The sequence below is a fragment of the Streptomyces sp. IMTB 2501 genome (genome assembly GCF_001953885.1).
GTDB lineage: Bacteria > Actinomycetota > Actinomycetes > Streptomycetales > Streptomycetaceae > Streptomyces.
The window spans coordinates 40,705-64,094 of sequence record NZ_MQUS01000028.1 but is presented as its reverse complement, the minus strand read 5'-3'; the positions used below and the strand labels follow the sequence as shown (position 1 = coordinate 64,094).

Sequence of the window (23,390 nt, the reverse complement as noted above, 5' to 3'; positions counted from 1 at the left end):
AAAAGGTCATGTCCGGGTCAAGTATGGGTCAGTGCGCGTCCCGTGCGAACTCTGGGGAAACGGCCGGTATCAGAGTTGGCCGATAAGCCTGATCTCCGGCGGCCACAGCACCCTGCTCGCCATCAGCAGGGCGGGGCCGAGATGCACGGGGCACACACGGAGCGGAGGCAGCTGATACCGGGCGACCTCGAAAAGCGCAGGGTCGGAGCAGTCCGTACCGTCGGCGTCGCCGCCTTCACCGCCGTACGGTCCCCGGCACAGCACCTGCCGGCGGAGGCTCATATTCCGATTGTCGCGCACCAGGCGCCCACCACGGCGAAACGCCCGCCGATCACGCCCGAAGGCGGACCGGCGGGCGCTCCCGCACGCTGTCCGGACAGACCGTGCCTACAGGAACGAGTTGATCTCGATCGTCTCGTCCCGGCCCGGGCCCACGCCGATCGCGGAGATCGGGGCGCCGGACATCTCCTCCAGCGCCTTGACGTAGTTCTGGGCGTTCTTCGGCAGGTCGGCGAAGGACTTCGCCTTGGTGATGTCCTCGGACCAGCCGGGCAGGGTCTCGTAGACCGGCTTCGCGTGGTGGAAGTCGGTCTGGGAGTACGGCAGTTCCTCGACGCGCCTGCCGTCGATCTCGTACGCCACACAGACCGGGATCTCCTCCCAGCCGGTCAGTACGTCCAGCTTGGTGAGGAAGAAGTCGGTCAGGCCGTTCACGCGGGTCGCGTAGCGGGCGATCACCGCGTCGAACCAGCCGCAGCGCCGGTCACGGCCGGTGGTCACACCCCGCTCACCGCCGATGCGGCGCAGCGCCTCGCCGTCCTCGTCGAACAGCTCCGTCGGGAACGGGCCGGCGCCGACGCGGGTGGTGTAGGCCTTGAGGATGCCGATGACCCGGCTGATCTTCGTCGGGCCCACACCGGCACCGGTGCAGGCACCGCCGGCGGTCGGGTTCGAGGAGGTCACGAAGGGGTACGTGCCGTGGTCGATGTCGAGCAGGGTGCCCTGACCGCCCTCGAACAGGACGACCTTGTCGTCCTCCAGCGCCTGGTTCAGGACCAGCACGGTGTCGGCGACGTACGGCTCGATCTGGTCGGCGTAGCCCAGCAGCTCCTCGACCACCTGGTCCACGGCGATCGCGCGCCGGTTGTACAGCTTGGTGAGGATCTGGTTCTTGACGTCGAGGGCCGCCTCGACCTTCTGGGTCAGGATCGACTCGTCGTACAGGTCCTGGACCCGGATACCGACGCGGTTGATCTTGTCGGCGTAGGTGGGACCGATACCGCGCCCGGTCGTGCCGATCTTCCTCTTCCCGAGGAAGCGTTCCGTCACCTTGTCGACGGTCACGTTGTACGGCGTGATGATGTGCGCGTTACCGCTGATCAGGAGCTTGGACGTGTCGACGCCACGCTCGTTCAGACCGCTCAGCTCGGAGAGCAGGACCGACGGGTCGACGACGACGCCGTTGCCGATGACCGGGACACAAGTAGGCGAGAGGATTCCGGAAGGGAGCAGGTGGAGTGCGTACTTCTGGTCGCCGACGACGACCGTGTGGCCGGCGTTGTTGCCGCCCTGGTATCGCACTACATAGTCCACCGAGCCACCGAGCAGGTCGGTCGCCTTTCCCTTGCCTTCGTCACCCCACTGAGCACCGAGCAGCACAAGTGCGGGCACGCGCGTACACCCCTTCCGGGCGGGGCATGTCCAAGGTCGGGGGCGTGGGCGTAAGGTTCACCGCCGCGTGCCACAGCGACCGCCGTTGGTCGCACAACCGTCGGACCGGATGCCCCGGAATAGACGAAGCCCCTGGCGCAATAGCGCAAGGGGCTCTTGCACAAAGATGCTACCCGAGGAAGCGAGGCAGGACCGAGGTGGCGACTTTCGCGATGTCCGAACAGCTGCTGGTGATCATCGATCCGGCGGCACGGCAGACGGACGGGGAGTCCGTACGGATCGCGAAAGACGTGCTCAGCGCGGGTGCGGCAGCCAAGGTGTGCCTGCCGGAGGGGCCGGAGGAATTCGCCCGCGCACTGGGCCGACGGGGGTCCAGGAGGCCGGTGGTGGTCGGTGACGACCAGGCACTGGTGCGAGCCGTGACCCTGCTGCACCGGACGCGGGAGCTGGCCGGATGTGCGCTGTCGGTGGTCCCGGTGGGGGACACCGCCCTCGCCGAGTCGCTGGGTGTGCCGGGCGGCGCGGTGGCGGCGGCGCGGGCCGTGCTGGACGGGGCCGAGCGGCGCCTGGATCTGCTGGTCGACGACTGTGACGGGGTGGTCCTCGGCGGGCTGGGCATTCCGCCGGAGCCGGTGCGGGCGGCAGCCGCCGAACCGGTGGCCGTGGCCGCGGGCCGGCCCTGGTACCGCTCGCTGGTCCGCACCCTCGCCCCGGGCCGGCCCCGGCTGCCCGCCGTACCGGCGCCGGGACCCTCCCGGCTGCGGGTCGAGGTCGACGGGGAGACGGTCGTGGACCTGGGCCAGCCGGTGCAGGCGGTGTCGGTGACACCGGGCACCGGCGGGCTGGCGCGGGTGGAGGTACGGCCGCTGTCGGTGGGGGCGGAGGCGACTCCGTACCAGGCGTCCGGGCAGACGGTGACGGTGGCCGGCGCGGACTTCCGGTACCGGGCGGACGCGACGGTGGCGGGGCCGGTGCGACGGCGGACGTGGCGGGTGGCGGAGGGGGCCTGGGGGCTCACTCTGCCCACTGCTTCCTGACCCCCACGGCACCTCTAAAGGTCTGGTGACAAATATTTAACCGCGCCGACCCCTTCCCGTGCCCCCGTGTCGTCCACCATCCTGCTCCAGCAGGACGCACCGGAGACCCATCACGACTCATGGACCGGACACGGAGGGGGCCACCCTATGGCAGTGGACGAGGGCGTCGCCCCGGCGACGGGCAGTACGGACGGAGAAGCGGTTCATCGGCTGAAGCCCAACGCCGTGGGCCTGCTCGGCGTGGTCTTCATGGCGGTGGCCACCGCCGCGCCGATCACCGCGATGACCGGCAATGTGCCCTTCATGGTGTCGTCCGGAAACGGGATCGGGGCGCCCGCCAGCTATCTCGTGGCAATGGTCGTCCTGGCAATCTTTTCCGTGGGTTTCACATCGATGGCGAAGCACATCACGTCCACGGGCGCGTTCTACGGATTCATCTCGTACGGCCTCGGCCGCACCGCCGGACTCGCCTCCGGGCTGCTGGCGACCTTCGCGTACGTCGTCTTCGAACCGGCGCTGATCGGCATCTTCTCCACCTTCGCCACGACCACCCTGAAGGACCAGACGGGCGTGCACGTGCCCTGGTGGGCCTTCGCGATCCTGATGCTCGCGATCAACGCGACCGGCACCTGGTTCGGCATCAGCGTCGCCGAGAAACTCCTGGTGCTGCTGCTGGCGACCGAGGTGACCGTGCTCGCGGCCATGGCGGTGTCCGTCGCCTTCCACGGCGGCGGCCCGCACGGGTTCTCCTTCGCGCCGGTCGACCCGGTCAACGCCTTCAAGGGCACGTCCGCCGGCCTCGGGCTCTTCTTCGCCTTCTGGTCCTGGGTCGGCTTCGAGTCGACCGCGATGTACGGCGAGGAGTCCCGCGACCCGAAGCGGATCATCCCCAAGGCCACGATGATCAGTGTCCTGGGTGTGGGCGTCTTCTACGTCTTCGTCTCCTGGATGGCCATCATCGGCAACGGCGAGGCCGAGGCCGTGAAGGCGGCCTCCTCCGCGAACCCGCTCGCGATGTTCTTCAACCCCACCGAGCGCTATGTCGGCCACTGGGCCGTCGACGTCATGCAGTGGCTGATGATCACCGGCTCGCTGGCCTGCGGCATGGCCTTCCACAACTGCGCCGCCCGCTATCTGTACGCCCTCGGGCGGGAGGGTGTCCTGCCCTCGCTGAAGAACACGATCGGCCGCACCCACGCGCGGCACGGCTCCCCGCACATCGCCGGGCTGGTGCAGACGGTCGTGAGCGCCGTACTGATCGCCGCGTTCTGGATCGCGGGCAAGGACCCGTACAACGCGCTCTACGTCCTGCTGGCCATCCTCGGCACGATGGCGATCCTGGTGGTCCAGGCGGTGTGCTCGTTCGCGGTGCTCGTGTACTTCCGCTCTCACCACCCCGAGAGCCGCCACTGGTTCCGTACGTTCGCCGCTCCGCTCGTCGGGGGCATCGCGATGCTGGGCGTGGTCGTGCTGCTGGTGTCCAACATGAGCGCTGCGGCGGGGCCGGAGTCCGGGTCGCTCCTGCTCAAGGCGACGCCCTGGCTGGTGGCGCTGGTCGCGGCGACCGGGGTGGGCTACGCCCTGTATCTCAAGCGGTGGGCGCCCGAGCGGTATGCGCTGCTGGGGCGGACGGTACTGGAGGAGACGAAGGAGCGGTGACACTCCGCCGGGGGTGCCGCCATGTGTCGCCGGTCGGCTGCGGCTTCCCGCGCGACGGCGGCCGCATGCCGGACAGAGCCCCGCGCCCCCAGGGCCTGTCCGGCGGATCAGGTCGCAGGACATCGCCGGCGCCTCATCGGCGCTGGTGAGCGGGGGGGCTGGTGCGTCCGGCTGCAAGGCGGAGGAGGGCGTCGACACGATGGGGGTCCCCCCGCGGTGGGGGTCCCTCCCGCTCGAACGAAGTCGAGAGTGGGGGAGAAGCCGAGCGTGGAGGAGCCGGCAACCGACGACAACGCCACAGACGGGCGTGTCGGCCCCCGCGGCTGCGACAGGATCGCCGGACGGGCCCTAGGGCCGGTTGTACTTCTGCTCCCGATAGGTGCGCCAGCGTTCCATCATCTCGGCCACGTCCTTCTCGATGAACTCGAAGAAGTCCAGGGTCTCGGCCAGTCTGCGCCCGGCCGGTGTGCCGGCGCCCAGGCCGGCCACACCCTCCCGCAAGGCCTCCTCCCAGCGCTTGATGATGGCCTCGCGGTTGGTGAGGGCCTCGTACCACTGGTCGCTGTGTACGCGGTACCGCTCGCGGCGCGAACCGGGCTCCCGCTCCCGCGACACCATGTGGACCTGCGCGAGGTAGCGCACGGCGCCGGAGACGGCCGCGGGACTGATCTGCAGTTGTTCGCTCAGCTCGGCCGAGGTCAGGGCGCCGGTGTCGGAGGCGAGGAGGGCGGCGAAGACCCGGGAGGGCATGCGCGCCATCCCCGCCTCGACGAGCTGAGCCGCGAAGTGCTCCACGAACCGTGAGACCGACTCCGGGTCCCTGCCTGTCCTCGACTCCGTCATGCCGTTCACCCTATCCGAGATTCATGCGCTTCCTTAACTTCACAAATTTCTGAAAGAAGCGTACGTTCGGAGCCATGACGAAGGCAATCACGGTCGCCGGGCTCCACAAGTCCTTCGGCCGTACGCATGCGCTGGACGGCCTCGACCTGGACGTCGAGGCGGGTGAGGTGCACGGCTTCCTCGGCCCCAACGGCGCCGGCAAGTCGACCACGATCAGGGTGCTGCTCGGACTGCTGCGCGCCGACTCGGGTGCCGCGCAGGTGCTGGGCCAGGACCCGTGGCGGGACGCGGTGGAGGCGCATCGCAGGATCGCCTATGTGCCCGGCGACGTGACCCTGTGGCGCAACCTGTCCGGCGGCGAGGTCATCGACCTCTACGGCCGGCTGCGCGGAGGGCTCGACGCCCGGCGCCGGGCCGAGCTGATCGAGCGGTTCGAGCTGGACCCGACCAAGAAGGGCCGCACCTACTCCAAGGGCAACCGGCAGAAGGTCGCGCTGGTCGCCGCCTTCGCCTCGGGCGTGGACCTGCTGATCCTGGACGAGCCGACCTCGGGCCTGGACCCGCTGATGGAGGAGGTCTTCCAGACCTGCGTGGAGGAGGAACGGGACCGGGGCCGTACGATCCTGCTCTCCTCGCACATCCTGAGCGAGGTCGAGGAGCTCTGCGACCGGGTCAGCATCATCCGCAAGGGGCGGACGGTGGAGAGCGGATCGCTGGCCGACCTGCGGCATCTGACGCGGACGAGCGTGAGCGCCGAACTCGTCGGCCCGCCCAACGGATTGGCCCACCTGCCGGGCGTGCACGACCTCGATGTGCAGGGCCACCGGGTCCGGCTGCAGGTGGACACAGACCAACTGGACGCAGTACTGCGCTCGTTGAGTGCCTCCGGGGTTCGCTCGCTGACCTCGACACCGCCGACACTGGAGGAGCTGTTCCTACGGCACTACGCGGACGAGGTGGCCGTATGACCTCCCAACTGGCGGGCACGGGAACGCTGCTGAGGTTCGCACTGCGCCGCGACCGGCTGCTGATCCCGGTGTGGGTCGCGGTGAACGCGCTGATGGTCCTCTCCATGCCGAACACCCTGAAGACCCTCTACGGCACCCCTGCCCAACGCGCCGATCTGCTGCACCAGATGGCCACCAACACCTCGCTGCGCGCCATGGTCGGCCCGGTCTTCGACGACTCCCTCGGCGCACTGACCGCGTGGCGGGTCGGGGTGTACGCGGCCGCGCTCGCCGCGGTGACCAGCCTGCTCGTCGTCGTCCGGCACACCCGGGACGAGGAGGAGAGCGGCCGACAGGAACTGATCTCCTCCGGGATGGTGGGACGCCGGGCCCCGCTGACGGCCTCCCTGCTGACGGCGGCGGTCGCGAACGCGGCCCTGGGCGTCGTGACAATCGCCGGACTGGCGGGGCAGGGCGCGGCCGGCGCACTGGCCTTCGGGCTCGGAGTGGCGGGCGCGGGCATGGTCTTCGCCACGCTGGCGGCGATCGTCGCCCAGCTGACGGAGAGCGCCCGACTGGCCCGGGGGCTCACGGCGGCGGGCCTCGGCACGGCCTTCGTCCTGCGCACGGCGGGCGACTCGGCGACGAACGACGGCTCGTCGGTCCTGACCTGGCTGTCCCCGCTGGGCTGGCTGGAGAACCTGCGCGCCTTCGCCGCCGAACGCTGGTGGGTCCTGCTGCTGTTCGCGGCGGCTGTTCTCGTCCAGGCCGCCGTGGCCTACGAGTTGGCCGGCCGACGGGACATCGGTATGAGCTTCCTGCCGACCCGGCCGGGACCTGCGGCCGGGCGCCTCGGCACGGCGGGTGCGCTGGCCTGGCGGCTGCAGCGCGGCAGCGTGCTCGGCTGGTCGATCGGCTTCTTCCTCGCCGGAGTCGTCTACGGCGGGATGACGGACGGCGCGGCCAGGCTCGTCGGCGACAATGCCAAGGCGCGGGAGATCTTCCAGCGGATGGGCGGCCAGTCGGGCCTGACGGACGCCTTCCTGGCCGCGATGGTCGGCGTGCTCGGCCTGGTCGCCGCGCTCTACGTCGTCTCGTCCGTGCTCCGGCTGAGCGGCGAGGAGACCTCGGGCCGCGCCGAGCCGGTCCTGGCCGCCGCTGTGGGCCGGCTGCGCTGGGTGTCCGGCCATCTGCTGATCTCCTTCGGCGGCTCGGCCCTGATCATGCTGCTCGCCGGGCTGGGCTTCGCCGTCGGCTACGGCAAGCAGATCGGGCCGGTCATCGGCGCCTGCCTGCTCCAGGTCGCCGCCGTCTGGGTCATCGGCGGAATCGCCGTCCTGCTCTTCGGCGTCCTGCCGCAGGGGGCCATGGCAGCCTGGGGTGTGGCCGGCGCGGTCCTCCTGATCGGCTGGATCGGCCCCGCCCTGAACGCTCCCCGGCCGGTCCTGGACCTCTCCCCCTTCGCCCACCTGCCCAAGCTGCCGGGCGGGGGCATGGAGTGGGGGCCGGTGTCACTCCTGCTGGCGCTGGCCGCCGTGCTGGTGGCGACGGGGCTCGCGGGCGTACGCCGGAGGGACTTGGCCTCCTGAGGCGGCGGGTGATCACCCGACCTCGACGCTCAGCCCCCGCAGCCCCCGGATCACGAAGTTCGGCTTGCGCTCCGGCTCCGCCGCCAGGGCCAGGGTGGGGGCCTGCTGGAGGAGGGCCGTCATCGAGGCGGCCAGTTCGATACGGGCCAGGGGTGCGCCGATGCAGTAGTGGATGCCCGCGCTGAAGGAGATGTGCGGGTTGTCGGTGCGGGTCAGGTCGAGGCGGTCGGGGTCGGTGAAGACGGCCGGGTCGTGATTGGCGGAACCGAAGAGCATGGCGATCTCCGCACCCCTCGGGATCGTCGTGCCGTCGATCTCGATGTCTTCCAGCACCCAGCGTTCGAAGAGCTGGAGCGGGGTGTCGTAGCGCATCAGCTCCTCGATCGCGGAGGGGATCAGGGAGTGGTCGGCGCGGAGGGCGGCCAGCTGGGCGGGGTTGCTGAACAGCGCCCACCAGCCGTTGACCGTGGCGTTGACCGTGGCCTCATGCCCCGCGTTGAGCAGCAGCACCGCCGTGGAGATCATCTCCTGCTCGGTCAGCCGGTCGTCGTCCTCGTCGTGCGCCGCGATCAGCCCGGAGATCAGGTCCTCCCCCGGCTCCTTGCGCCGCGCGGCGATCAGCTCACGCAGGAACTCCGAGAACTCCACCGAGGCCCGCACCGCCTTCGCGGCCGTCTCCTCGGACGGGTTCAGCTCGTACATCCCGCAGATGTCCGCCGACCAGGGGCGCAGCTGCCCCCGGTCCTCCTCCGGAATGCCCAGCATCTCGGCGATCACCGCCACCGGCAGCGGCTCCGCCACATCGGTGAGGAGATCGCCGCCGCCGTCGCGGACGAGCGCCGCCACCAAGTCGCTCGCCAGGTCCTGGACATACGGCTGCAACCGCTCCACCGTGCGCGGTGTGAACGCCTTCGAGACCAGGCGCCGGATCCGGGTGTGGTCCGGCGGCTCCAGGTCGAGCATCCCGTGGTCGTTGAGCGTGTGGAACGGCTCATGCTCCGGCAAAGGCGCGCTCCGGCCGAACTCCTCGTGCGAGAACCGGTGCTGATACGTCCGCCCCAGCCGCCGGTCACGCAACAGCGCCGAGACGTCCGCGTGGCGCGGGATCAGCCACTGGTCTGTCGCCTCGTACCGGATCACCCTGCCCCGAGCCCGCAGCTCGGCATAGGCCGGGTACGGGTCGGCGAGGAACGCCGGGTCCCAGGGGTCGAAGCTCGGGTCGGTGGAGCCAGCCATGCCGGGACGCTAACCCGCCGGACCAGCACCTGGCCAGGGTCTGGGGGCCTGGACAGCCCTGATGTGCTCAGCCTCGGCCCGCGTGGCGGCCCCTCGGGTGCGCGCCCCGCCGTCAGCCCGGTGTCACCAGGCGGGCCTCGTAGGCGAACACCGCTGCCTGGGTGCGGTCTCTGAGGCCCAGCTTCACCAGGATGCGGCTCACATGGGTCTTGATCGTCGACTCCGCCACCACCAGCCGCTCGGCGATCTCCGCGTTCGACAGGCCCTGCGCGATCAGGACCAGCACCTCCGTCTCCCGTTCCGTCAGCTCGCCGTAGGACGCCTGGGCCGACGGCATCAGCCGCGGAGGCTCCGCCAGGCGGGAGAACTCCGTGATCAGACGTCTGGTGACCGAGGGGGCCAGGAGGGCCTCGCCCGACGCCACCACCCGGACGCCGTCCGCCAGCTGGCGCGCCGAGGCGTCCTTCAGCAGAAAGCCGGAGGCTCCCGCCCGCAGCGCCTGGTACACGTACTCGTCCAGGTCGAACGTCGTCAGGACCAGTACCTTCGCCCCGTCGTCCGCGGCGACTATCTCGCGGGTCGCCTCGATGCCGTTCAGCTCCGGCATCCGGATGTCCATCAGAACGACGTCCGGGGCGAGTTCACGGACCCGTTCCACCGCCTCCCTTCCGTTGACGGCCTCGCCGACGACCTCGATGTCCGGCATCGCGTTCAGCAGGACCGAGAAGCCCTCGCGGACCATCATCTGGTCGTCGGCTATCAGTACGCGGATGGTCATGCGTCCTCTTCGATCACCGTGGCGGTCGCTACGGGAAGGAATACCGTCAGCTCGTAACCGCCGTCCTCCGTCGGGCCCGTCGTCATCTCGCCGTCCAGCATCGAGACGCGTTCCCGCATGCCCGTGATGCCGTGTCCGGCACCCGGCGAGGGCTTTATCAGGTGGGGGGCGGGGGGCGGGGTGTTGACTATGCGCAGGCCCAGCCCGCCCAGAACATAGCCGATCTCCACGCGGGCGCTCGCTCCCGGCGCATGTCGCAGAGTGTTGCTGAGAGCCTCCTGGACTATGCGGTACGCCGACAGCTCCACACCCTGCGGCAGTTCGCGCACCGCTCCGGTCACCGCCTTCTCCACCGTGAGGCCCGCCTCGCGCACATTGGCGAGCAGTCCGTCCAGGTCGGCCAGGGTCGGCTGCGGGGCGTCCGGCGCCGCGTAGCCCTCCGCGCGCACGACGCCGAGGACCCGGCGCAGCTCGTTCAGGGCCGCCACCGCGTTCTCCCGGATGGTGGCGAACGCCTTCTCCAGCTCCTCCGGCGGGTTCTCCACCCGGTAGGGCGCGGCCTCCGCCTGGATGGCGACCACCGACATGTGGTGGGCGACCACGTCGTGCAGCTCCCGCGCGATGGTCGTGCGCTCCTCCAGCAGGGTGCGGCGGGAGCGCTCGTGCTCGGTGACCGTCTGCTGGGCGGTCACCTCCTGCGCGGCCTCCCGGCGTATGTGCCAGACCGCGACGATCAGCAGGCTCAGCGCGGACAGGAACAGCATCGGGGTGACATTGGTGTCGTACCGGTGCCCGCCGATGGCGTTGCCGAAGACGAAGCCGTAGACCGCGGTCATCACCCACATCGAGGCCGCGACACGCGGGCGGGTGCGCAGGGCGACGACCGTGAGCACCACCAGGTGGGCCAGGAAGCTGCCCGGCAGCCACGGCCAGTCGGACCAGCCGCCCCGGCCGAGCACGGCGGCAACCGTGCTCGCGCCCAGCGAGATCCAGAACGCCCCCACCGGACGGACCAGCGTCAGCAGCACCGGCGCCAGCGCCAGCAACCCGCACAGCAGGACGAAAGGACCGGAATCGAAGGAGCCCGACAGGGCGAGCATCATCGACATCACGCCCAGGGCGGCCACCACCGCGTGCGGTGTCCAGCCCGCGTACCACCGCGGACGGCCGGACAGGCGGCGGGTCAGCGCGCCGTCGACGCCCGTGCGGGGCAGCGGGCGGTAGGCGAAGGCGTCCTGGAACAGGTCCTGCCGCAGGCCCCGCAGGGCGTCCGCGGCGAGCCGGAACTCCGGGCTGCGCGGCCGGCCGGCCGGGCCCGGCGTCGTCGTCTGCGTGTGCGTCGTCTCGGTCACGTACAAAACGGTAGGCGGAGGCCGGGGGCGCGGTCGTCACCTTGGAGGGGGGTCCTCGGGGGTCCCTCTCAGGTACTACGGGTCGCCCCGCAAGGGCGCGAGAGGGGCGAAGGGGGCGACGGAGGAGTCAGCGGCCGCCGGGGCGGACCAGGCCGGACTCGTAGGCGAAGACCGCCGCCTGGGTACGGTCCCTGAGCCCCAGCTTCACCAGGATGCGGCCCACGTGCGTCTTCACGGTCTGCTCGGCCACCACCAGTTGCTCGGCGATCTCCGCGTTCGACAGGCCCTGCGCGATCAGCGCGAGCACCTCCGTCTCCCGTTCGGTCAGGTCGCCGACGCGCTGCTTGAGCGGGGCCCGGCGGCTGCCGTCCAGACGGGAGAACTCGGCGATGAGACGGCGGGTGATGCCGGGCGCGAGCAGGGCGTCGCCCGCGGCCACGACCCGTACCGCCTCGGCCAGCTGGTCCGCGGAGGCGTCCTTGAGCAGAAAGCCGGAGGCCCCGGCCCGCAGCGCCTCGTACACGTACTCGTCCAGGTCGAACGTGGTCAGCACCAGCACCTTCACCGCGGGATGCTCCACGGTGATCCGCCGGGTCGCCTCGATACCGCCGAGTTCGGGCATCCGGATGTCCATCAGCACCACGTCCGGCGCCAGCTCGGCGGTCCGGGCGATCGCGTCCAGACCGTCCACCGCCTGCCCGATCACCTCGATGTCGGGCTGGGTGTTGAGCAGCACGGTGAAGCCCTGCCGGACCATCTGCTGGTCGTCGGCGATCAGTACGCGGATGGTGCCGGCGCCGCTCGTCATGGGTCTGTTCTCCTGTCGGGGCTCGGGCTCGGGGCTCGGGGCTGTACGGGTCGGATACCAAAGGGGCGGCCAGGGCCGGGGTCAGGGCAGCGCGGGAGGTGCGGGGCCGGTCGGTCCGGGCTCGGCCGGTTCGGGGGCGCCCCCGCGGGGGAGGAACGCCGTCACCAGGAAACCGCCGTGCCGGGTCGGTTTCGCCTCGACCTGCCCGCCCAGCATCGCCGCGCGCTCCCGCATGCCCAGCAGGCCGTGACCACTGCCCCGGAACGGTGGCACCGGACGGCTGGGGCGGGAGTTGCTGACACTCAGGTATATCCCGTTGGGCAGGTGGGCGATGTCCACGCGGACCTTCGCCCCCGGCGCGTGCCGCAGGACGTTGCTCAGGGCCTCCTGGACGATCCGGTACGCGGACAGTTCCACCCCCGGCGAGTAGCCGCGCGCATCCCCCTCCTCGGCCTTCACCACGTCCAGGCCGGCCGCCCTGGTGTTCTCCAGCAGGGCGTCCAGACGGGCGAGGTTCGGCTGCGGGGCGTCGGGGGCCGGGCCGGTGCCGGGCGCGGGCAGCCGAGTGGAGTCCTCGACGGCCTCCGGTTCGTCCGGGCTCTCGGAACGCAGCACGCCGAGCACGCGACGCAGCTCGGTCAGGGCCTCCAGGGCGTTGTTGCGGATGCCCGCGAGGTTCTCCTTCAGCTCCTCCGAGGGGTTCTCCACCAGGTGGGGCGCCACCTGGGCCTGGATGGAGATCACCGACATGTGGTGGGCGACCACGTCGTGCAGCTCCCGGGCGATACGGCTGCGCTCCTCCAGGAGGGTGCGACGGGCCCGCTCCTCCGCGGTGATCGTCGTCTGCTGGACCAGTTCGGTACGGGCCTCGCTCCGGCTGCGCAGGGTGGCGCCGATGACGGCGGCGACGGCGAACAGGGCGAGGGCGACGGGGCCCGTCGCGGAGTACTTCTGCGCTCCGATGCCGCCTTCGACGACGTAGGTCGTCAAGGCGGTCACGGCGAAAGCCGCGAGGGTGCTGCGGGGGCGGACACGCAGGGCGAGGAGCAGGAACACGGCCATGTGGGCGAGCAGAATGGGCGCGGGCCAGGGCCAGTTGGGGCTCGGCAGCACGAGCGAGGCCAGGTTCTGGCGGGCCAGCAGCGCGGTGGCGGTGGCGGCCGCCAGGGACAGGGCCCAGGCGGGGACCGGGCGCCGGACAGCCAGGACGACGGCTCCGGCCTGCAGGAACGTGCTCAGGAAGGCCACGGCGTAGGTGAAGCCGTAGCTGTTGGACAGTTCCTCGGCGCCGGCCAGGGCGATGCCGAGGGCCAGCCAGCTGATGAGCAGATAGGTGAGGAGACGCAGCCAGCGGTACTTCGAGAAGGGGGGTGACTGGGGCGAGGGGGTCTCACCCAGCCAGGCACCGAGGCGAGCGGCACGGGAAGGGGTGACCGGGGCGGTCTCGGTCTCGGTCTCGGTCTCGGTTTCGGTCTCGGACGGGAGCCGGGAAGCGGGTGAGGTCGCGCGGCCGGCGTCGCCGGGACGGCCGGTCAGGTTCTCGGGATCCACGGACATCACGGACGTAACTCTAGGCATGGCGCGAGGACCTCGTCGGGGGCACATGACGCCGGACCACGTGCGATGCGCGGTTCCGGGGGCGGGCGGGGCCCTGCTCGTGGTGGCGGAACGCCGTCCAGCACAACGCGAGGGCCAACGCGAAGACGGGGAGCCAGGCGAGGCGGGACCCCACCCAGGCGACGGAGTCCGGCGGGGTGTGCAGGCCGGGCAGCCGGCCGGCCAGCAGGCCGGTCGCCGTGGTCGCCATCATGGCCGTCTGGTGCCACAGGAAGATGGTCATCGCGGAGAGATTGACGAAGGCCGTCGCCGCCCAGGCCAGGGGTCGGGCCATCGCGCGGCGCAGGCGGTCGCGGAGCAGGAGGGCGAGGCCGCACTGGGCCAGGCCGAAGGTGACGGCCGCCAGGGTCGGCGGGTTGAGGTTGGAGATCGCCGCGCCGGGGACGCCGACCATGGACGCCGGGTAGTCCGCGCAGGTGACCAGCAGGGCCGTGGCCGCCGTACCGCCGAGCAGCAGGGCCCAGGCCGAGCGGCGGCTGCGCAGCTCGCCCCGGGCCCAGGCGGCGCCCAGGGTGTACGGGACCAGCCAGCCCGCCGCCACGTTCACCCAGCCGAGCCAGGACGGGCCGAGGTGCAGGCCGAAGCGGAGGACGTCCACGTGCAGGACGACGGCGAGCGGCCAGAGCGGGTTCAGGCGCGCGACCAGGGGCGTGGCTGCCGTCAGCGCGGCGAAGACCAGCAGGAACCACAGCGGGGACAGCGCCAGCTTGAGCAGCGTGTGGATCGTGGACAGGGGTGCGCCGGTGAGAAGGAGGGCCACGGCCGCCACCGACCACAGACCGAGCAGCGCGGCCACCGGGCGGAGGAGGCGGGTCAGACGGGCGCGCAGCCAGGAGGCGTATGTGTCGCCTCTGCTGCGGGCCGAGGCCAGGCTTCGCGTCGCCACCTGGCCGCCCACCAGGAAGAACACGGCCAGCGTCTGGAACAGCCAGGACACCGGCGCCAGCCAGGGCAGGTGCTGCAGCGGGCTCACCGTGTGCAGTCCGCCGTCCTGTGCGACCAGCGCCGTCACCAGCCAGTGCCCGAGGACCACCCCGAGGATCGCGAGGGCGCGGAGGGCGTCGATCGCGCGGTCCCGGGACGCGGGGGTGGCGGCGTCGACCTGGTCGGCGGCTCGGCGGAGGGCGTGGACGGCGGTGGCAGGGGTGAGGGGAGCGTGGGTACGGCGCGGGGCAGTGGGGGTGAAGGTGGCGGGCGCGGTGTCGTGCGGAGGGGTACGGCGGGTGCCGGCTGTCTGCTCAGGCACGGGTCACCTCCGAGGTCTCGCCGAGGGTGATCCGGGCCAGGTTGGCGAGGGAGGCCGAGCCCGGGGTGAAGTAGCCGCTGTGGTCGGCGTCAGCCGCGTCGAAGACCTGGGCGCCGAAGGCGCGGGAGACCGGGTCGGTGCCGAAGCCGATGGTGGTGCCGAAGAGGTCGGCGCTGGTGTGCGGGACGTGCCGGATCCAGTCGCCGCTGCCACGGGCTGCCCAGATGCGGGCGTGCGTGTGCAGGGCCGCGGCCGAGTCCGCGCCGGTGCCGGGGCTGCCGACGAGGGCGATGTCGTCGGCGTCCAGGCCGGGGGCGGCGCGGCCGCAGACCACCGTGCCGTACGAGTGGCAGAGCAGGGATATGTGTGCCTGCGGCGGGGTCGCGGCGCGCAGGTGGCGTATGAAGGCGCGCAGGTGGGGGGCGGCTTCGTCGGCTCGGGCGGTCGTCGTGACCGTGGTGCTGACCGTGGCCGGTGCTTCGTAGCCGAGCCAGGCTATGACGGCCACCGTGGTGCCGTGGGGTGCGCGGTGGGTGAGGTCCGCGTACAGGGCCGTGGCCGCCGTGTGGAAGCGGGAGTAGGTGTCCAGGGAGGTGTCCGAGCCGGGGACCAGGACCGCGATGTGGTCGGCGTGGGCGAGGTCGCCGAGGACCTCCGTGGCCCGGCCGGTGCCTCGGCCGTCGAAGGTCAGGAGGTTTCGGGACGGGGCGGCGAGGGCCTGGTCGGCGGCGGCGCGGTGGGAGTCGCCGTGAGTGGCGGCCATGTGGGCGGCCTGGGTGGCGTTGGCTCGGCTGGTCTCGTAGGCGGCGTGGAGAGTGGTGGCTGTGAGTGAGGGGAGCGTTGCGGGGGCGGGGGCGGGGATCTGGGGGCGGGCTGCGCCGGAGAGGGGGGCGGCGATGGCTGCCGTGAGGAAGGCGGCGAGTAGGGTGCGGCGCCATCTTTGGGTGCGGGTGGCCCGAGGCGCCTTCGACGGGATCCGGTTTCCCGCCCGCACCAGCCGTGACAGTTTCGTCGTCGGATGCGGGTGGCCCCCGCGGGGCAACCTCGCCGCCGGCGACTGCGGGTCCGTGGAGGAGGAATCCGTGCTCGTCAGCTGCTGTCGGTTGCCGGAGGCGGGGGCTGTGAGTGCCGGCTGCCGGCGCTCGGGGGTGAGGGGGTTTGTGTCCGCTGGTGAGTGGCGGGGGGTGGAGGAGGGCGTGGGAGGGTGGCCCATGGGCGGGGTCCTTTCAGATGGCCCGGCCGTCGGGCTTCTCTGAGAAGGAAAATTAGGGATCCGGGCCTGTCGTCGGCGTCCCGCCAGGGAGCTGTCCTACGAGGTAGCTCTCAGGTACTACGGGTATCACCCGGGGCGAGCAGTACGGGTCGGACCACCCGCTTCACCACGCCAGTTGGGCGATCTCCTCCGCCACCACCGCGCACGCGTCCGCCGCCGGGTCGATCAGCGGGAAGTGGCCCACGTCCTCCAGGAGCGTCAGGCCCACCACCTCGCCCGCCTTCGCCGCCGCGTCCGCGTACGACTCGGCCACCGTATGCGGTACCACCAGGTCCGTGCGCCCCTGGACGAGTGTCGTCGCGATGCCCGTCGGGAGGAGGAGGACGGGGTCGGCGTAGGGGCGGCGCTCGGCGAACGTGTCGTGGCCGCCGAGGAGTTGGAGGCTCGCGTTGCCGCAGACGTCCAGCTTCTCCGCCACCTCGAAGTCCGCGATCGGGGCGAGGGCGACGACACCGCGCAGCGGGGCCGGGCGGCCGGTGCGCCAAGGGGAGTCCGCGGGCAGGACGTGGCGGGCCACGGCCCACAGGGCGAGGTGGCCGCCGGCGGAGTGGCCGGTGAGCACGGTACGGCGCGGGTCGGCCTGCGGGAGCGCCTCGCGGATCAGCGCGGGCAGCGCGTCCAGGGCGGCCGCGACGTCGTCGAAGGTGTCTGGCCAGCAGCCGGCCGGAGGCGTGGCTTCGGCGGCCGGAGGGGTGGCTTCCGCGCCCGTGCGCTGATCGGCCTTGTCCTGGTCGCCCGTGTCCTGGTCGCCCTTGTCCTGGTCGGGGATCAAGGGGGCGCCGCCGCGTCGGTACTCGACGTTGGCCACCGCGAAGCCCCTGCGGGCCAGATAGTCCGCGAACGGTGTGATGTGGCGGCGGTCGTAGCGGGCCCGCCAGGCGCCTCCGTGCAGGACGACCACCAGGGGAACGAGGGAGTCCGGGGCGGTTCGGGGAGCGTAGAAGTCGATCACCTGGTCGGGGTGGTCGCCGTACATGGAGGTCACGTCGGGGTCGACCGGGGGGTGCGAGAAGGCCGACTCCTCTTCGGCGGCAGCGCGGGCAGCTGCGGCGTCGTCCGGCATGCTCCAACCTCTCAGCGATGGAACGTGTTTGGCGTGTGGCGGACCAGGTGAGGAATTTTCGTTCGCCGTTGGCGGGACGGTATCAGGCCAGTCATGTGCGGGGGCATGGGGATGTGACGCAGGGTTAGGGATAAACGGTTCTCCACGAGGGGGCCGGGGACCGGGCGGGAAGGTCCGGCCCCCGGCCCCTCCCCTACGCCAGTTCCTCGCTCAGGATCCTGGCCGCTCGTTCCGTGTCGGCGAAGGTCACGTACAGCGGGGTGAAGCCGAAGCGGAGAACGTCGGGGTGGCGGAAGTCGCCCACGACGCCTCGGCTGATCAGGCGTCGCATCACCTCGCCGGCGTCCGGGCAGCGCAGGGCGATCTGGCTGCCGCGCTCCGCATGGCGCTCGGGCGTCACCGACTCGACGCGGCCCGGCTCGGTGTACGCCCGCACGCAGCGCAGGAAGAAGTCCGTCAGGGCGAGGGACTTGGTGCGGACGGCGGAGATCGAGACGTCGTCCCAGATCTCCAGCGCCGCCTCCAGGGCCAGCATGGAGAGGATGTCCGGGGTGCCTACGCGGCCGCGCAGGGCGCCCGGTGCGGGGGTGTAGGACGGGCTCATGCCGAAGGGGTCGGTGTGGGAGTTCCAGCCGGGGAGGGGCGAGTCGAAGCGGGGTTGCAGGTCCCTGCGGACGTACAGGTACGCCGGTGAACCCGGGCCGCCGTTCAGGTACTTGTAGGTGCAGCCGACCGCCAGGTCGACCCCGTGCCGGTCCAGGCCCACCTCCAGCGCGCCCGCGCTGTGGCACAGGTCCCAGACGGACAGGGCTCCGGCCTCGTGGATCGAGGCCGTCAGGGACGGCAGGTCGTGCAGGCGGCCGGTGCGGTAGTCGACGTGGTTCAGCAGTACGGCCGCCGTACGGTCGCTCAGGGCGGCCGGCACCTCCGCCGGTGTCACCGCGCGCAGGGTGCGGCCGGTCATACGGGCCGCCGACTCGGCGATGTAGCCGTCCGTGGGGAAGGTCGTCGCATCGACCAGGATCTCGGTCCGAGTCTCGTGCGACATCCGTACCGCCGCCACAAGTGCCTTGAAAACGTTGACACTTGTGGAGTCACTCACGACGATCTGTCCGGCCGCCGCGCCGACCAGCGGGGCGATCCGGTCACCGATCCGCTCGGGCGCGGTCCACCAGCCGCTCTCGTCCCAGGAGCGGATGCGCAGTTCGCCCCACTGGCGGCGGACCACATCGGCCACGCGGTCGGGGACGTGGGCGGGCAGCGCGCCGAGCGAGTTGCCGTCCAGGTAGACAACGTCGTCGAGGACGAAGCGGTTCCTGAGCGGGGCCAGGTCGTCCGCGGCGTCCAGCTTCTCTGCCCGCAGCGTCAGTTCAGACATGGGACCTCGCCGTCCACAGCTCCGGGAACACGTTCTTGCGGGCGCGCTTCTCCAGCCAGGCCACGCCGGCCGAGCCGCCCGTGCCGGGCTTGGCGCCCATCGCGCGGCGGGTGGCGACCAGGTGGTCGTTGCGCCAGCGCCAGACCAGTTCGGCCACGTCGGTCAAAGCCTCGCCCAGGCGGGCGAGTTCGGTGTCCTGGTCGGCGGAGTAGATCGCGGTCCAGGCGGACTCGACGGCGGCGTCGGCGTCGTGGCGCCGGGAAACGTCCCGGTTCAGGACGGACTCGGGGATCGCGTGGCCGCGGCGTGCGAGGAGGTGGACGACCTCGTCGTACAGGCTCGGCTCGTGCAGCGCCTTCTCCAGTTCCGCGTGGACGCGCGGGGCGCCGCGGTGCGGGACGAGCATGGACGCGGACTTCTCACCGAGCAGGAACTCCATCCGGCGGTACATCGCCGACTGGAAGCCGGAGCCCTCGCCGAGGGCGGAGCGGTAGGAGTTGAACTGGGCGGGAGTGAGCTGGCCGAGCGGCTTCCAGGAGGCGTTCAGAGCCTCCAGCTCCCGTACGGAGCGCTTGAGCGCGGCGACGGCGGTCGGGACGTCGTCCGAGCGGAGGGCGTTCGCGGCGGTCTCCCACTCGTGCACGATCACCGTGAACCACAGTTCCATGACCTGGGTGGTGACCAGGAAGACCATCTCTCCGGGGTCGTCGGAGAGGGTGTGCTGGAGGTGGGTGAGCACGTCCGCTCTGACGTAGTCCTCGTACGGCGTCGTACCCGCGAAGTCGAGGTTCGGGTCGAGGGTGCCGTCGGGGTTCTGTGCGAGATGCGGGGCCTCGGGCTCAGCGGCCTGGAGAGGGGGGTGAGCCTGTTGGGACATCGCTGTCTCCTGTTGTTACTCCGGGTAGCGGTCCGCCCCTGCCGATTCCGGCACGGGGGCCCCGGTCCCCAAGCGGAATCCTCCGCAATCCCACCGGATACGGCAAGGCCCGTCTGCTGCCAGACGGGCCACATCGGGGGAACTCCCCGTAGGGGTCAGCCCAGGGTCTGGGCGGCCGTGGGCGAGGAGTCTTTCAGGAACTGCGCGCAGCGCTCGTACTCCTCCTGCTCGCCGATCGCCTGCGCGGCGCGGGCGAGGGCGTGCAGGGCACGCAGGAAGCCGCGGTTCGGCTCGTGCTCCCAGGGGACCGGGCCGTGGCCCTTCCAACCGTTGCGGCGCAGGGCGTCGAGGCCGCGGTGGTAGCCCGTACGGGCGTAGGCGTACGACTCCACGACCGCGCCGCGCTCGAACGCGTCGTCGGCCAGCTGGGCCCAGGCGAGGGAGGAGGTGGGGTACTTGGCGGCGACGTCCGCGGGGGCGGTGCCGGTCGCGAGGAGTTCGCGGGGCTCCGGGTCGTGGGGGAGGTGGGTCGGGGGCGGGCCGCCGAGGAGGTTTTCGTGAATCGTCATGGAGTCCAGTCTGGCTCACGTGGCGCTGCGCTGTGCTGCTGCCGTGTGCAGGCGGGCTGTGCTGGTGGGTGCGCTGTCAGGCCGACGGCGCTGCAAGCCCCTGGGGGCGCGGGGCGGGACCCGGGCCCCTATCGGCCTCGCCCCTCCAACGGCGGAGCCGTGACGCTTCCATGCGTGCGGCATTCCGGGCGGCGGCACCCCGGAGCCGGACGCCGGACCAGGGCGAAAGCCAGGGCCGAGGCCAGCACCAGCACACCCGCGCAGATGGGCATCGCCCTGTCGAACGCCGAGTTGAAGGCCGACGGGGAGCGGTACGCCTCCGGGCCCATCCCCGCGAGCAGCGGTAGCGCCGCGACCGCGATCAGGCCCGCCGCCCGGGCCGCCGCGTTGTTGATGCCGCTGGCCAGGCCCGCCCGGGTGGTGTCCACCGAGGCCAGGACCGTGGCGGTCAGGGGAGCGACGAGCGTGACCATGCCGGCGCCCATGACCAGGACGGCCGGCAGGACGTCCGTCAGGTAGCCGGCGTGCGGGCCCACCCGGAGCATCAGGAGCATCGCCGCCGCGCAGAGGAGCGGGCCGGCGGTGAGGGGCAGGCGGGGGCCCGTGCGGTCGGCCAGGGCGCCGGAGCGGGCCGAGAACAGCAGCATCAGGGCCGTCGTCGGCAGCAACGCCGTACCGGCGGCCAGGGGCGAGTAGCCCGACACCACCTGCAGTTGCAGCGCGGTGAGGAAGAAGTAGCCGCCGAACGCCGCGTACACGCACAGGGTGACCAGGTTGACCGCCGTGAACTGGCGCGAGGCGAAGATGTCCGGCGGGAGCATCGGGTCCGTGCGGTGCCGTTCGACGTACACGAAGGCCACCGCCGCCGCCAGACCCGCGACCGCGCTCAACGCCACCACCAGTGAACCGGCCCTCGCCTCGATCAGCGCGTACGTCAGCAGGGCCAGGGCCAGCGCGCCCAGCGCCGCGCCGAGGGCGTCGAACCGGGCGTGCTCACCCCCTCCCCCCGGCTCTCGACCGCGTTCGAGCGGGGAGGTGCCCTGAGCCGACTCGGGCACGTGCCGCAGTGCCACCGGTACGCACAGCAGCGCCAGCGGGACGTTCAGCAGGAACACCCAGCGCCAGCCGGGTCCGGCCACCAGCCAGCCGCCCAGGAACGGGCCGACCGCCGCGCCGATCCCCCCGAAGCCGGACCAGAGGCCGACGGCCCGGCTGCGGTCGTCGGGGTGGAACGTGGCCTGGATGATCGCCAGCGACCCCGGAGTCAGCAGCGCGCCGCCGATGCCCTGCAACGCCCGCGCGGCGATGAGGATCCCCGGACTCGGCGCCACACCGCACAGCAGGGACGCCGCCGCGAACCACACCACACCCAGCACGAAGATCTTCCGGCGCCCGTAGTGGTCCCCCAGCGAACCGCCCAGCAGGATCAGACCGGCCAGCGTGACCATGTACGCGTTGACCGTCCACTGCAGCGCGGTGAGGCTCGCGCCCAGGTCGCGGCCGATGCGTGGCAGCGCCACGTTGACGACGGTCGAGTCCAGCAGGGCCATGCTGGAGCCGAGGACCGTGGTGAGCAGGATCCACTTGCCCTGGCGCGAGGCCAGCCGGACATCGGGCATGCCCCAGGTATACAGCCGCACGAGGGAAACGGCGCGGGCCCGGCGACTTGGACAGTCACCGGGCCCGCCACAGAGGTCGTACGACGCCTTACTTGATCTTGTTGCCCGCCGAGCGCAGGTTCTGCGTGGCCTCGACGACGCGCGCGGCCATGGACGCCTCGGCCAGCTTGCCCCAGGTACGCGGGTCGTAGGCCTTCTTGTTGCCGACCTCGCCGTCGACCTTCAGGACGCCGTCGTAGTTCTGGAACATGTGGGCGGCGACCGGGCGGGTGAAGGCGTACTGGGTGTCCGTGTCCAGGTTCATCTTCACGACGCCGTTCTCCAGCGCGGTGAGGATCTCCTGCTCGGAGGAGCCGGAGCCGCCGTGGAAGACGAAGTCGAAGGGACCAGGAGAAGCAGCCTTGCCGAACTTCGCGGCGACGCCGTCGTTCAGCTCCTTCAGCAGGTCGGGGCGGAGCACGACGTTGCCCGGCTTGTACACGCCGTGCACGTTGCCGAAGGAGGCGGCCAGCAGGTAGCGGCCCTTCTCGCCGAGGCCCAGGGCCTCGGCGGTGCGGATCGCGTCCTCGACCGTCGTGTACAGGGAGTCGTTGATCTCGTGCGAGACGCCGTCCTCCTCGCCGCCGGTCGGGGTGATCTCCACCTCAAGGATGATGCGGGCGGCGCGGGTGCGCTCCAGCAGCTCCTGGGCGATGGCGAGGTTGTCGGCGAGGGTCTCGGCGGAGCCGTCCCACATGTGGGACTGGAACAGCGGGTTCTTGCCGGCCTTCACGCGCTCCTCGGAGACCGCGATCAGCGGACGGACGTACCCGTCGAGCTTGTCCTTCGGGCAGTGGTCGGTGTGCAGCGCGATGTTGACCGGGTACTTCTCGGCGATGATGTGCGCGTACTCGGCGAGCGCGACCGCGCCGGTCACCATGTCCTTGCTGTACTGGCCGCCCAGGAACTCGGCACCGCCGGTCGAGATCTGGACGATGCCGTCGCTCTCCGCCTCCGCGAAGCCGCGCAGCGCCGCGTTCAGGGTCTGGCTCGAGGTGACGTTGATGGCCGGGTAGGCGAACTTGCCTGCCTTCGCCCGGTCGAGCATCTCGTTGTAGACCTCGGGGGTTGCGATGGGCATCTGTCCGCTCCTTGTGTTGCGGGTGAGAGGTTCTGCGTTACGGCCCTGACCTAGACCTGGGGGGTGACGTCATCGTCGTGCCCATCTTTCCAGACATGGCGGCCCGGTCGACGCACCGGTCAAGTCCAGGTCACACCGCGCGGTCAGTCCAGACCCAGTTCATCCTTCGAGAAGGCGAAACGGTACGAAACCCCCGCGCCGGCCTCGATCTTCTCGGCGGCGCCGGTGGCCCGGTCCACGATGGTCGCGACGGCGACGACCTCGGCACCGGCCTCGCGCACGGCCTCCACGGCGGTGAGCGGGGAGCCGCCGGTGGTGGAGGTGTCCTCGACGACCAGGACCCGGCGGCCCTTGATCTCGGGGCCCTCGACCCGCCGCTGCATGCCGTGCGCCTTCGCCGCCTTGCGGACGACGAACGCGTCCAGCTTCTTCCCGCGCGCTGCGGCGGCGTGCAGCATGGCGGCCGCGACCGGGTCGGCACCCATGGTCAGGCCGCCCACCGCGTCGAACTCCAGGTCCGCGGTCAGGTCCAGGAGCACCTGGCCGACGAGCGGGGCGGCCTCGCCGTCGAGGGTGATGCGGCGCAGGTCGACGTAGTAGTCGGCCTCAAGACCCGAGGAAAGGGTCACCTTGCCGTGCACCACGGCCTTGTCCTTGATCTGCTGCAGCAGCGCGCCGCGTACGTCCGTCATGCCGACCAGCCTAGGG

General features: G+C 71.4%; 21 protein-coding genes. 4 read left to right on the top strand and 17 right to left on the bottom strand.

The features are described 5' to 3' along the window. Positions 1-69: 69 nt before the first annotated feature. Together AV521_RS35545 and AV521_RS35540 are read right to left on the bottom strand one after the other, a co-directional pair. Entirely contained in the window at positions 70-282 is a 213-nt protein-coding gene (locus AV521_RS35545) for a hypothetical protein (RefSeq protein ID WP_076094527.1), read from the bottom strand. Positions 283-387: 105 nt separating this feature from the next. After that, on the bottom strand, positions 388-1,671 hold the full coding sequence (locus AV521_RS35540) for an adenylosuccinate synthase (RefSeq protein ID WP_076094525.1): 1,284 nt from the start codon (positions 1,669-1,671) through the stop codon (positions 388-390). A gap of 212 nt (positions 1,672-1,883) precedes the next feature. On the opposite strand from AV521_RS35540, the gene AV521_RS35535 reads away from it, so the two are divergent. Beyond that, a complete protein-coding gene (locus tag AV521_RS35535; RefSeq protein WP_179023634.1) occupies positions 1,884-2,708 on the top strand; it encodes a diacylglycerol kinase in 825 nt (274 codons plus the stop codon). A 147-nt stretch (positions 2,709-2,855) separates the two neighbouring features. Then, positions 2,856-4,367 (top strand): APC family permease, encoded by a 1,512-nt coding sequence (locus tag AV521_RS35530; protein WP_076094522.1) that lies wholly within the window; start codon positions 2,856-2,858, stop codon positions 4,365-4,367. 348 nt (positions 4,368-4,715) lie between these two features. On the opposite strand, the gene AV521_RS35525 is transcribed toward AV521_RS35530, so the two are convergent. After that, entirely contained in the window at positions 4,716-5,210 is a 495-nt protein-coding gene (locus tag AV521_RS35525; RefSeq protein WP_076094520.1) for a GbsR/MarR family transcriptional regulator, read from the bottom strand. A 74-nt stretch (positions 5,211-5,284) separates the two neighbouring features. Between AV521_RS35525 and AV521_RS35520 the strand changes: the two genes are divergently transcribed. Both AV521_RS35520 and AV521_RS35515 read left to right on the top strand, forming a co-directional pair. Beyond that, on the top strand, positions 5,285-6,178 hold the full coding sequence (locus tag AV521_RS35520) for an ABC transporter ATP-binding protein (protein ID WP_076094517.1): 894 nt from the start codon (positions 5,285-5,287) through the stop codon (positions 6,176-6,178). Beyond that, the gene (locus AV521_RS35515; protein WP_076094515.1) at positions 6,175-7,746 is read left to right on the top strand and encodes an ABC transporter permease; all 1,572 of its coding nucleotides are present in this window, start codon (positions 6,175-6,177) and stop codon (positions 7,744-7,746) included. The genes AV521_RS35520 and AV521_RS35515 overlap by 4 nt, the downstream gene beginning before the upstream one ends. 12 nt (positions 7,747-7,758) lie before the next feature. Here the strand turns inward: AV521_RS35515 and AV521_RS35510 are convergent, their stop codons facing one another. The 14 genes from AV521_RS35510 to pyrE all read right to left on the bottom strand — a co-directional run bounded on the left by AV521_RS35510 (position 7,759) and on the right by pyrE (position 23,374). Then, positions 7,759-8,982 carry a cytochrome P450 gene (locus AV521_RS35510; RefSeq protein WP_076094513.1) on the bottom strand — a complete coding sequence of 408 codons (1,224 nt, stop codon included), beginning with the start codon at positions 8,980-8,982 and terminating at the stop codon, positions 7,759-7,761. 112 nt (positions 8,983-9,094) lie between these two features. After that, positions 9,095-9,760, bottom strand: coding sequence for a response regulator transcription factor (locus tag AV521_RS35505; RefSeq protein WP_076094511.1), 666 nt, complete (start codon positions 9,758-9,760; stop codon positions 9,095-9,097). Beyond that, positions 9,757-11,112 carry a sensor histidine kinase gene (locus AV521_RS35500; protein ID WP_076094629.1) on the bottom strand — a complete coding sequence of 452 codons (1,356 nt, stop codon included), beginning with the start codon at positions 11,110-11,112 and terminating at the stop codon, positions 9,757-9,759. The genes AV521_RS35505 and AV521_RS35500 overlap by 4 nt, the downstream gene beginning before the upstream one ends. Positions 11,113-11,239: 127 nt before the next feature. Then, complete coding sequence (locus AV521_RS35495; protein ID WP_076094510.1) at positions 11,240-11,920, bottom strand: response regulator transcription factor; 681 nt, start codon at positions 11,918-11,920, stop codon at positions 11,240-11,242. A gap of 81 nt (positions 11,921-12,001) precedes the next feature. Next, positions 12,002-13,477: a sensor histidine kinase gene (locus AV521_RS35490; protein ID WP_079249557.1), complete on the bottom strand. Its 1,476-nt coding sequence runs from the start codon at positions 13,475-13,477 to the stop codon at positions 12,002-12,004. Positions 13,478-13,490: 13 nt separating this feature from the next. Continuing rightward, positions 13,491-14,783: an acyltransferase gene (locus AV521_RS35485; protein ID WP_076094508.1), complete on the bottom strand. Its 1,293-nt coding sequence runs from the start codon at positions 14,781-14,783 to the stop codon at positions 13,491-13,493. Next, positions 14,776-15,759, bottom strand: a complete 984-nt coding sequence (locus tag AV521_RS35480; RefSeq protein ID WP_076094625.1) for an alpha/beta hydrolase — start codon at positions 15,757-15,759, stop codon at positions 14,776-14,778. Before AV521_RS35480 ends, AV521_RS35485 begins: the two co-directional genes overlap by 8 nt. 400 nt (positions 15,760-16,159) lie before the next feature. Continuing rightward, complete coding sequence (locus AV521_RS35475) at positions 16,160-17,119, bottom strand: S9 family peptidase (protein WP_076094506.1); 960 nt, start codon at positions 17,117-17,119, stop codon at positions 16,160-16,162. 193 nt (positions 17,120-17,312) lie between these two features. Continuing rightward, positions 17,313-18,497, bottom strand: coding sequence for a kynureninase (gene kynU / locus AV521_RS35470; RefSeq protein WP_076094504.1), 1,185 nt, complete (start codon positions 18,495-18,497; stop codon positions 17,313-17,315). Then, the gene (locus AV521_RS35465) at positions 18,490-19,374 is read right to left on the bottom strand and encodes a tryptophan 2,3-dioxygenase family protein (protein ID WP_076094502.1); all 885 of its coding nucleotides are present in this window, start codon (positions 19,372-19,374) and stop codon (positions 18,490-18,492) included. The genes kynU and AV521_RS35465 overlap by 8 nt, the downstream gene beginning before the upstream one ends. Positions 19,375-19,529: 155 nt before the next feature. Further along, complete coding sequence (locus AV521_RS35460; protein ID WP_076094500.1) at positions 19,530-19,943, bottom strand: DUF3151 domain-containing protein; 414 nt, start codon at positions 19,941-19,943, stop codon at positions 19,530-19,532. 128 nt (positions 19,944-20,071) lie between these two features. Then, the gene (locus AV521_RS35455; protein WP_076094623.1) at positions 20,072-21,562 is read right to left on the bottom strand and encodes an MFS transporter; all 1,491 of its coding nucleotides are present in this window, start codon (positions 21,560-21,562) and stop codon (positions 20,072-20,074) included. Between the two features lie 88 nt (positions 21,563-21,650). Further along, positions 21,651-22,682, bottom strand: coding sequence for a class II fructose-bisphosphate aldolase (gene fbaA / locus AV521_RS35450; RefSeq protein ID WP_076094499.1), 1,032 nt, complete (start codon positions 22,680-22,682; stop codon positions 21,651-21,653). Positions 22,683-22,825: 143 nt separating this feature from the next. Next, positions 22,826-23,374, bottom strand: coding sequence for an orotate phosphoribosyltransferase (pyrE, locus tag AV521_RS35445; protein WP_076094497.1), 549 nt, complete (start codon positions 23,372-23,374; stop codon positions 22,826-22,828). Between the last annotated feature and the right edge of the window lie 16 nt (positions 23,375-23,390).

Excerpts from the sequence above, each read along its gene's own strand:
- AV521_RS35545 (WP_076094527.1), bottom strand. The coding sequence starts at position 282 with ATGAGCCTCCGCCGGCAGGTGCTGTGCCGGGGACCGTACGGCGGTGAA.
- AV521_RS35535 (WP_179023634.1), top strand. The coding sequence starts at position 1,884 with ATGTCCGAACAGCTGCTGGTGATCATCGATCCGGCGGCACGGCAGACG.
- AV521_RS35530 (WP_076094522.1), top strand. The coding sequence starts at position 2,856 with ATGGCAGTGGACGAGGGCGTCGCCCCGGCGACGGGCAGTACGGACGGA.
- AV521_RS35525 (WP_076094520.1), bottom strand. The coding sequence starts at position 5,210 with ATGACGGAGTCGAGGACAGGCAGGGACCCGGAGTCGGTCTCACGGTTC.
- AV521_RS35520 (WP_076094517.1), top strand. The coding sequence starts at position 5,285 with ATGACGAAGGCAATCACGGTCGCCGGGCTCCACAAGTCCTTCGGCCGT.
- AV521_RS35515 (WP_076094515.1), top strand. The coding sequence starts at position 6,175 with ATGACCTCCCAACTGGCGGGCACGGGAACGCTGCTGAGGTTCGCACTG.
- AV521_RS35510 (WP_076094513.1), bottom strand. The coding sequence starts at position 8,982 with ATGGCTGGCTCCACCGACCCGAGCTTCGACCCCTGGGACCCGGCGTTC.
- AV521_RS35505 (WP_076094511.1), bottom strand. The coding sequence starts at position 9,760 with ATGACCATCCGCGTACTGATAGCCGACGACCAGATGATGGTCCGCGAG.
- AV521_RS35495 (WP_076094510.1), bottom strand. The coding sequence starts at position 11,920 with ATGACGAGCGGCGCCGGCACCATCCGCGTACTGATCGCCGACGACCAG.
- AV521_RS35490 (WP_079249557.1), bottom strand. The coding sequence starts at position 13,477 with ATGTCCGTGGATCCCGAGAACCTGACCGGCCGTCCCGGCGACGCCGGC.
- AV521_RS35475 (WP_076094506.1), bottom strand. The coding sequence starts at position 17,119 with ATGCCGGACGACGCCGCAGCTGCCCGCGCTGCCGCCGAAGAGGAGTCG.
- kynU (WP_076094504.1), bottom strand. The coding sequence starts at position 18,497 with ATGTCTGAACTGACGCTGCGGGCAGAGAAGCTGGACGCCGCGGACGAC.
- AV521_RS35465 (WP_076094502.1), bottom strand. The coding sequence starts at position 19,374 with ATGTCCCAACAGGCTCACCCCCCTCTCCAGGCCGCTGAGCCCGAGGCC.
- AV521_RS35460 (WP_076094500.1), bottom strand. The coding sequence starts at position 19,943 with ATGACGATTCACGAAAACCTCCTCGGCGGCCCGCCCCCGACCCACCTC.
- AV521_RS35455 (WP_076094623.1), bottom strand. The coding sequence starts at position 21,562 with ATGCCCGATGTCCGGCTGGCCTCGCGCCAGGGCAAGTGGATCCTGCTC.
- fbaA (WP_076094499.1), bottom strand. The coding sequence starts at position 22,682 with ATGCCCATCGCAACCCCCGAGGTCTACAACGAGATGCTCGACCGGGCG.
- pyrE (WP_076094497.1), bottom strand. The coding sequence starts at position 23,374 with ATGACGGACGTACGCGGCGCGCTGCTGCAGCAGATCAAGGACAAGGCC.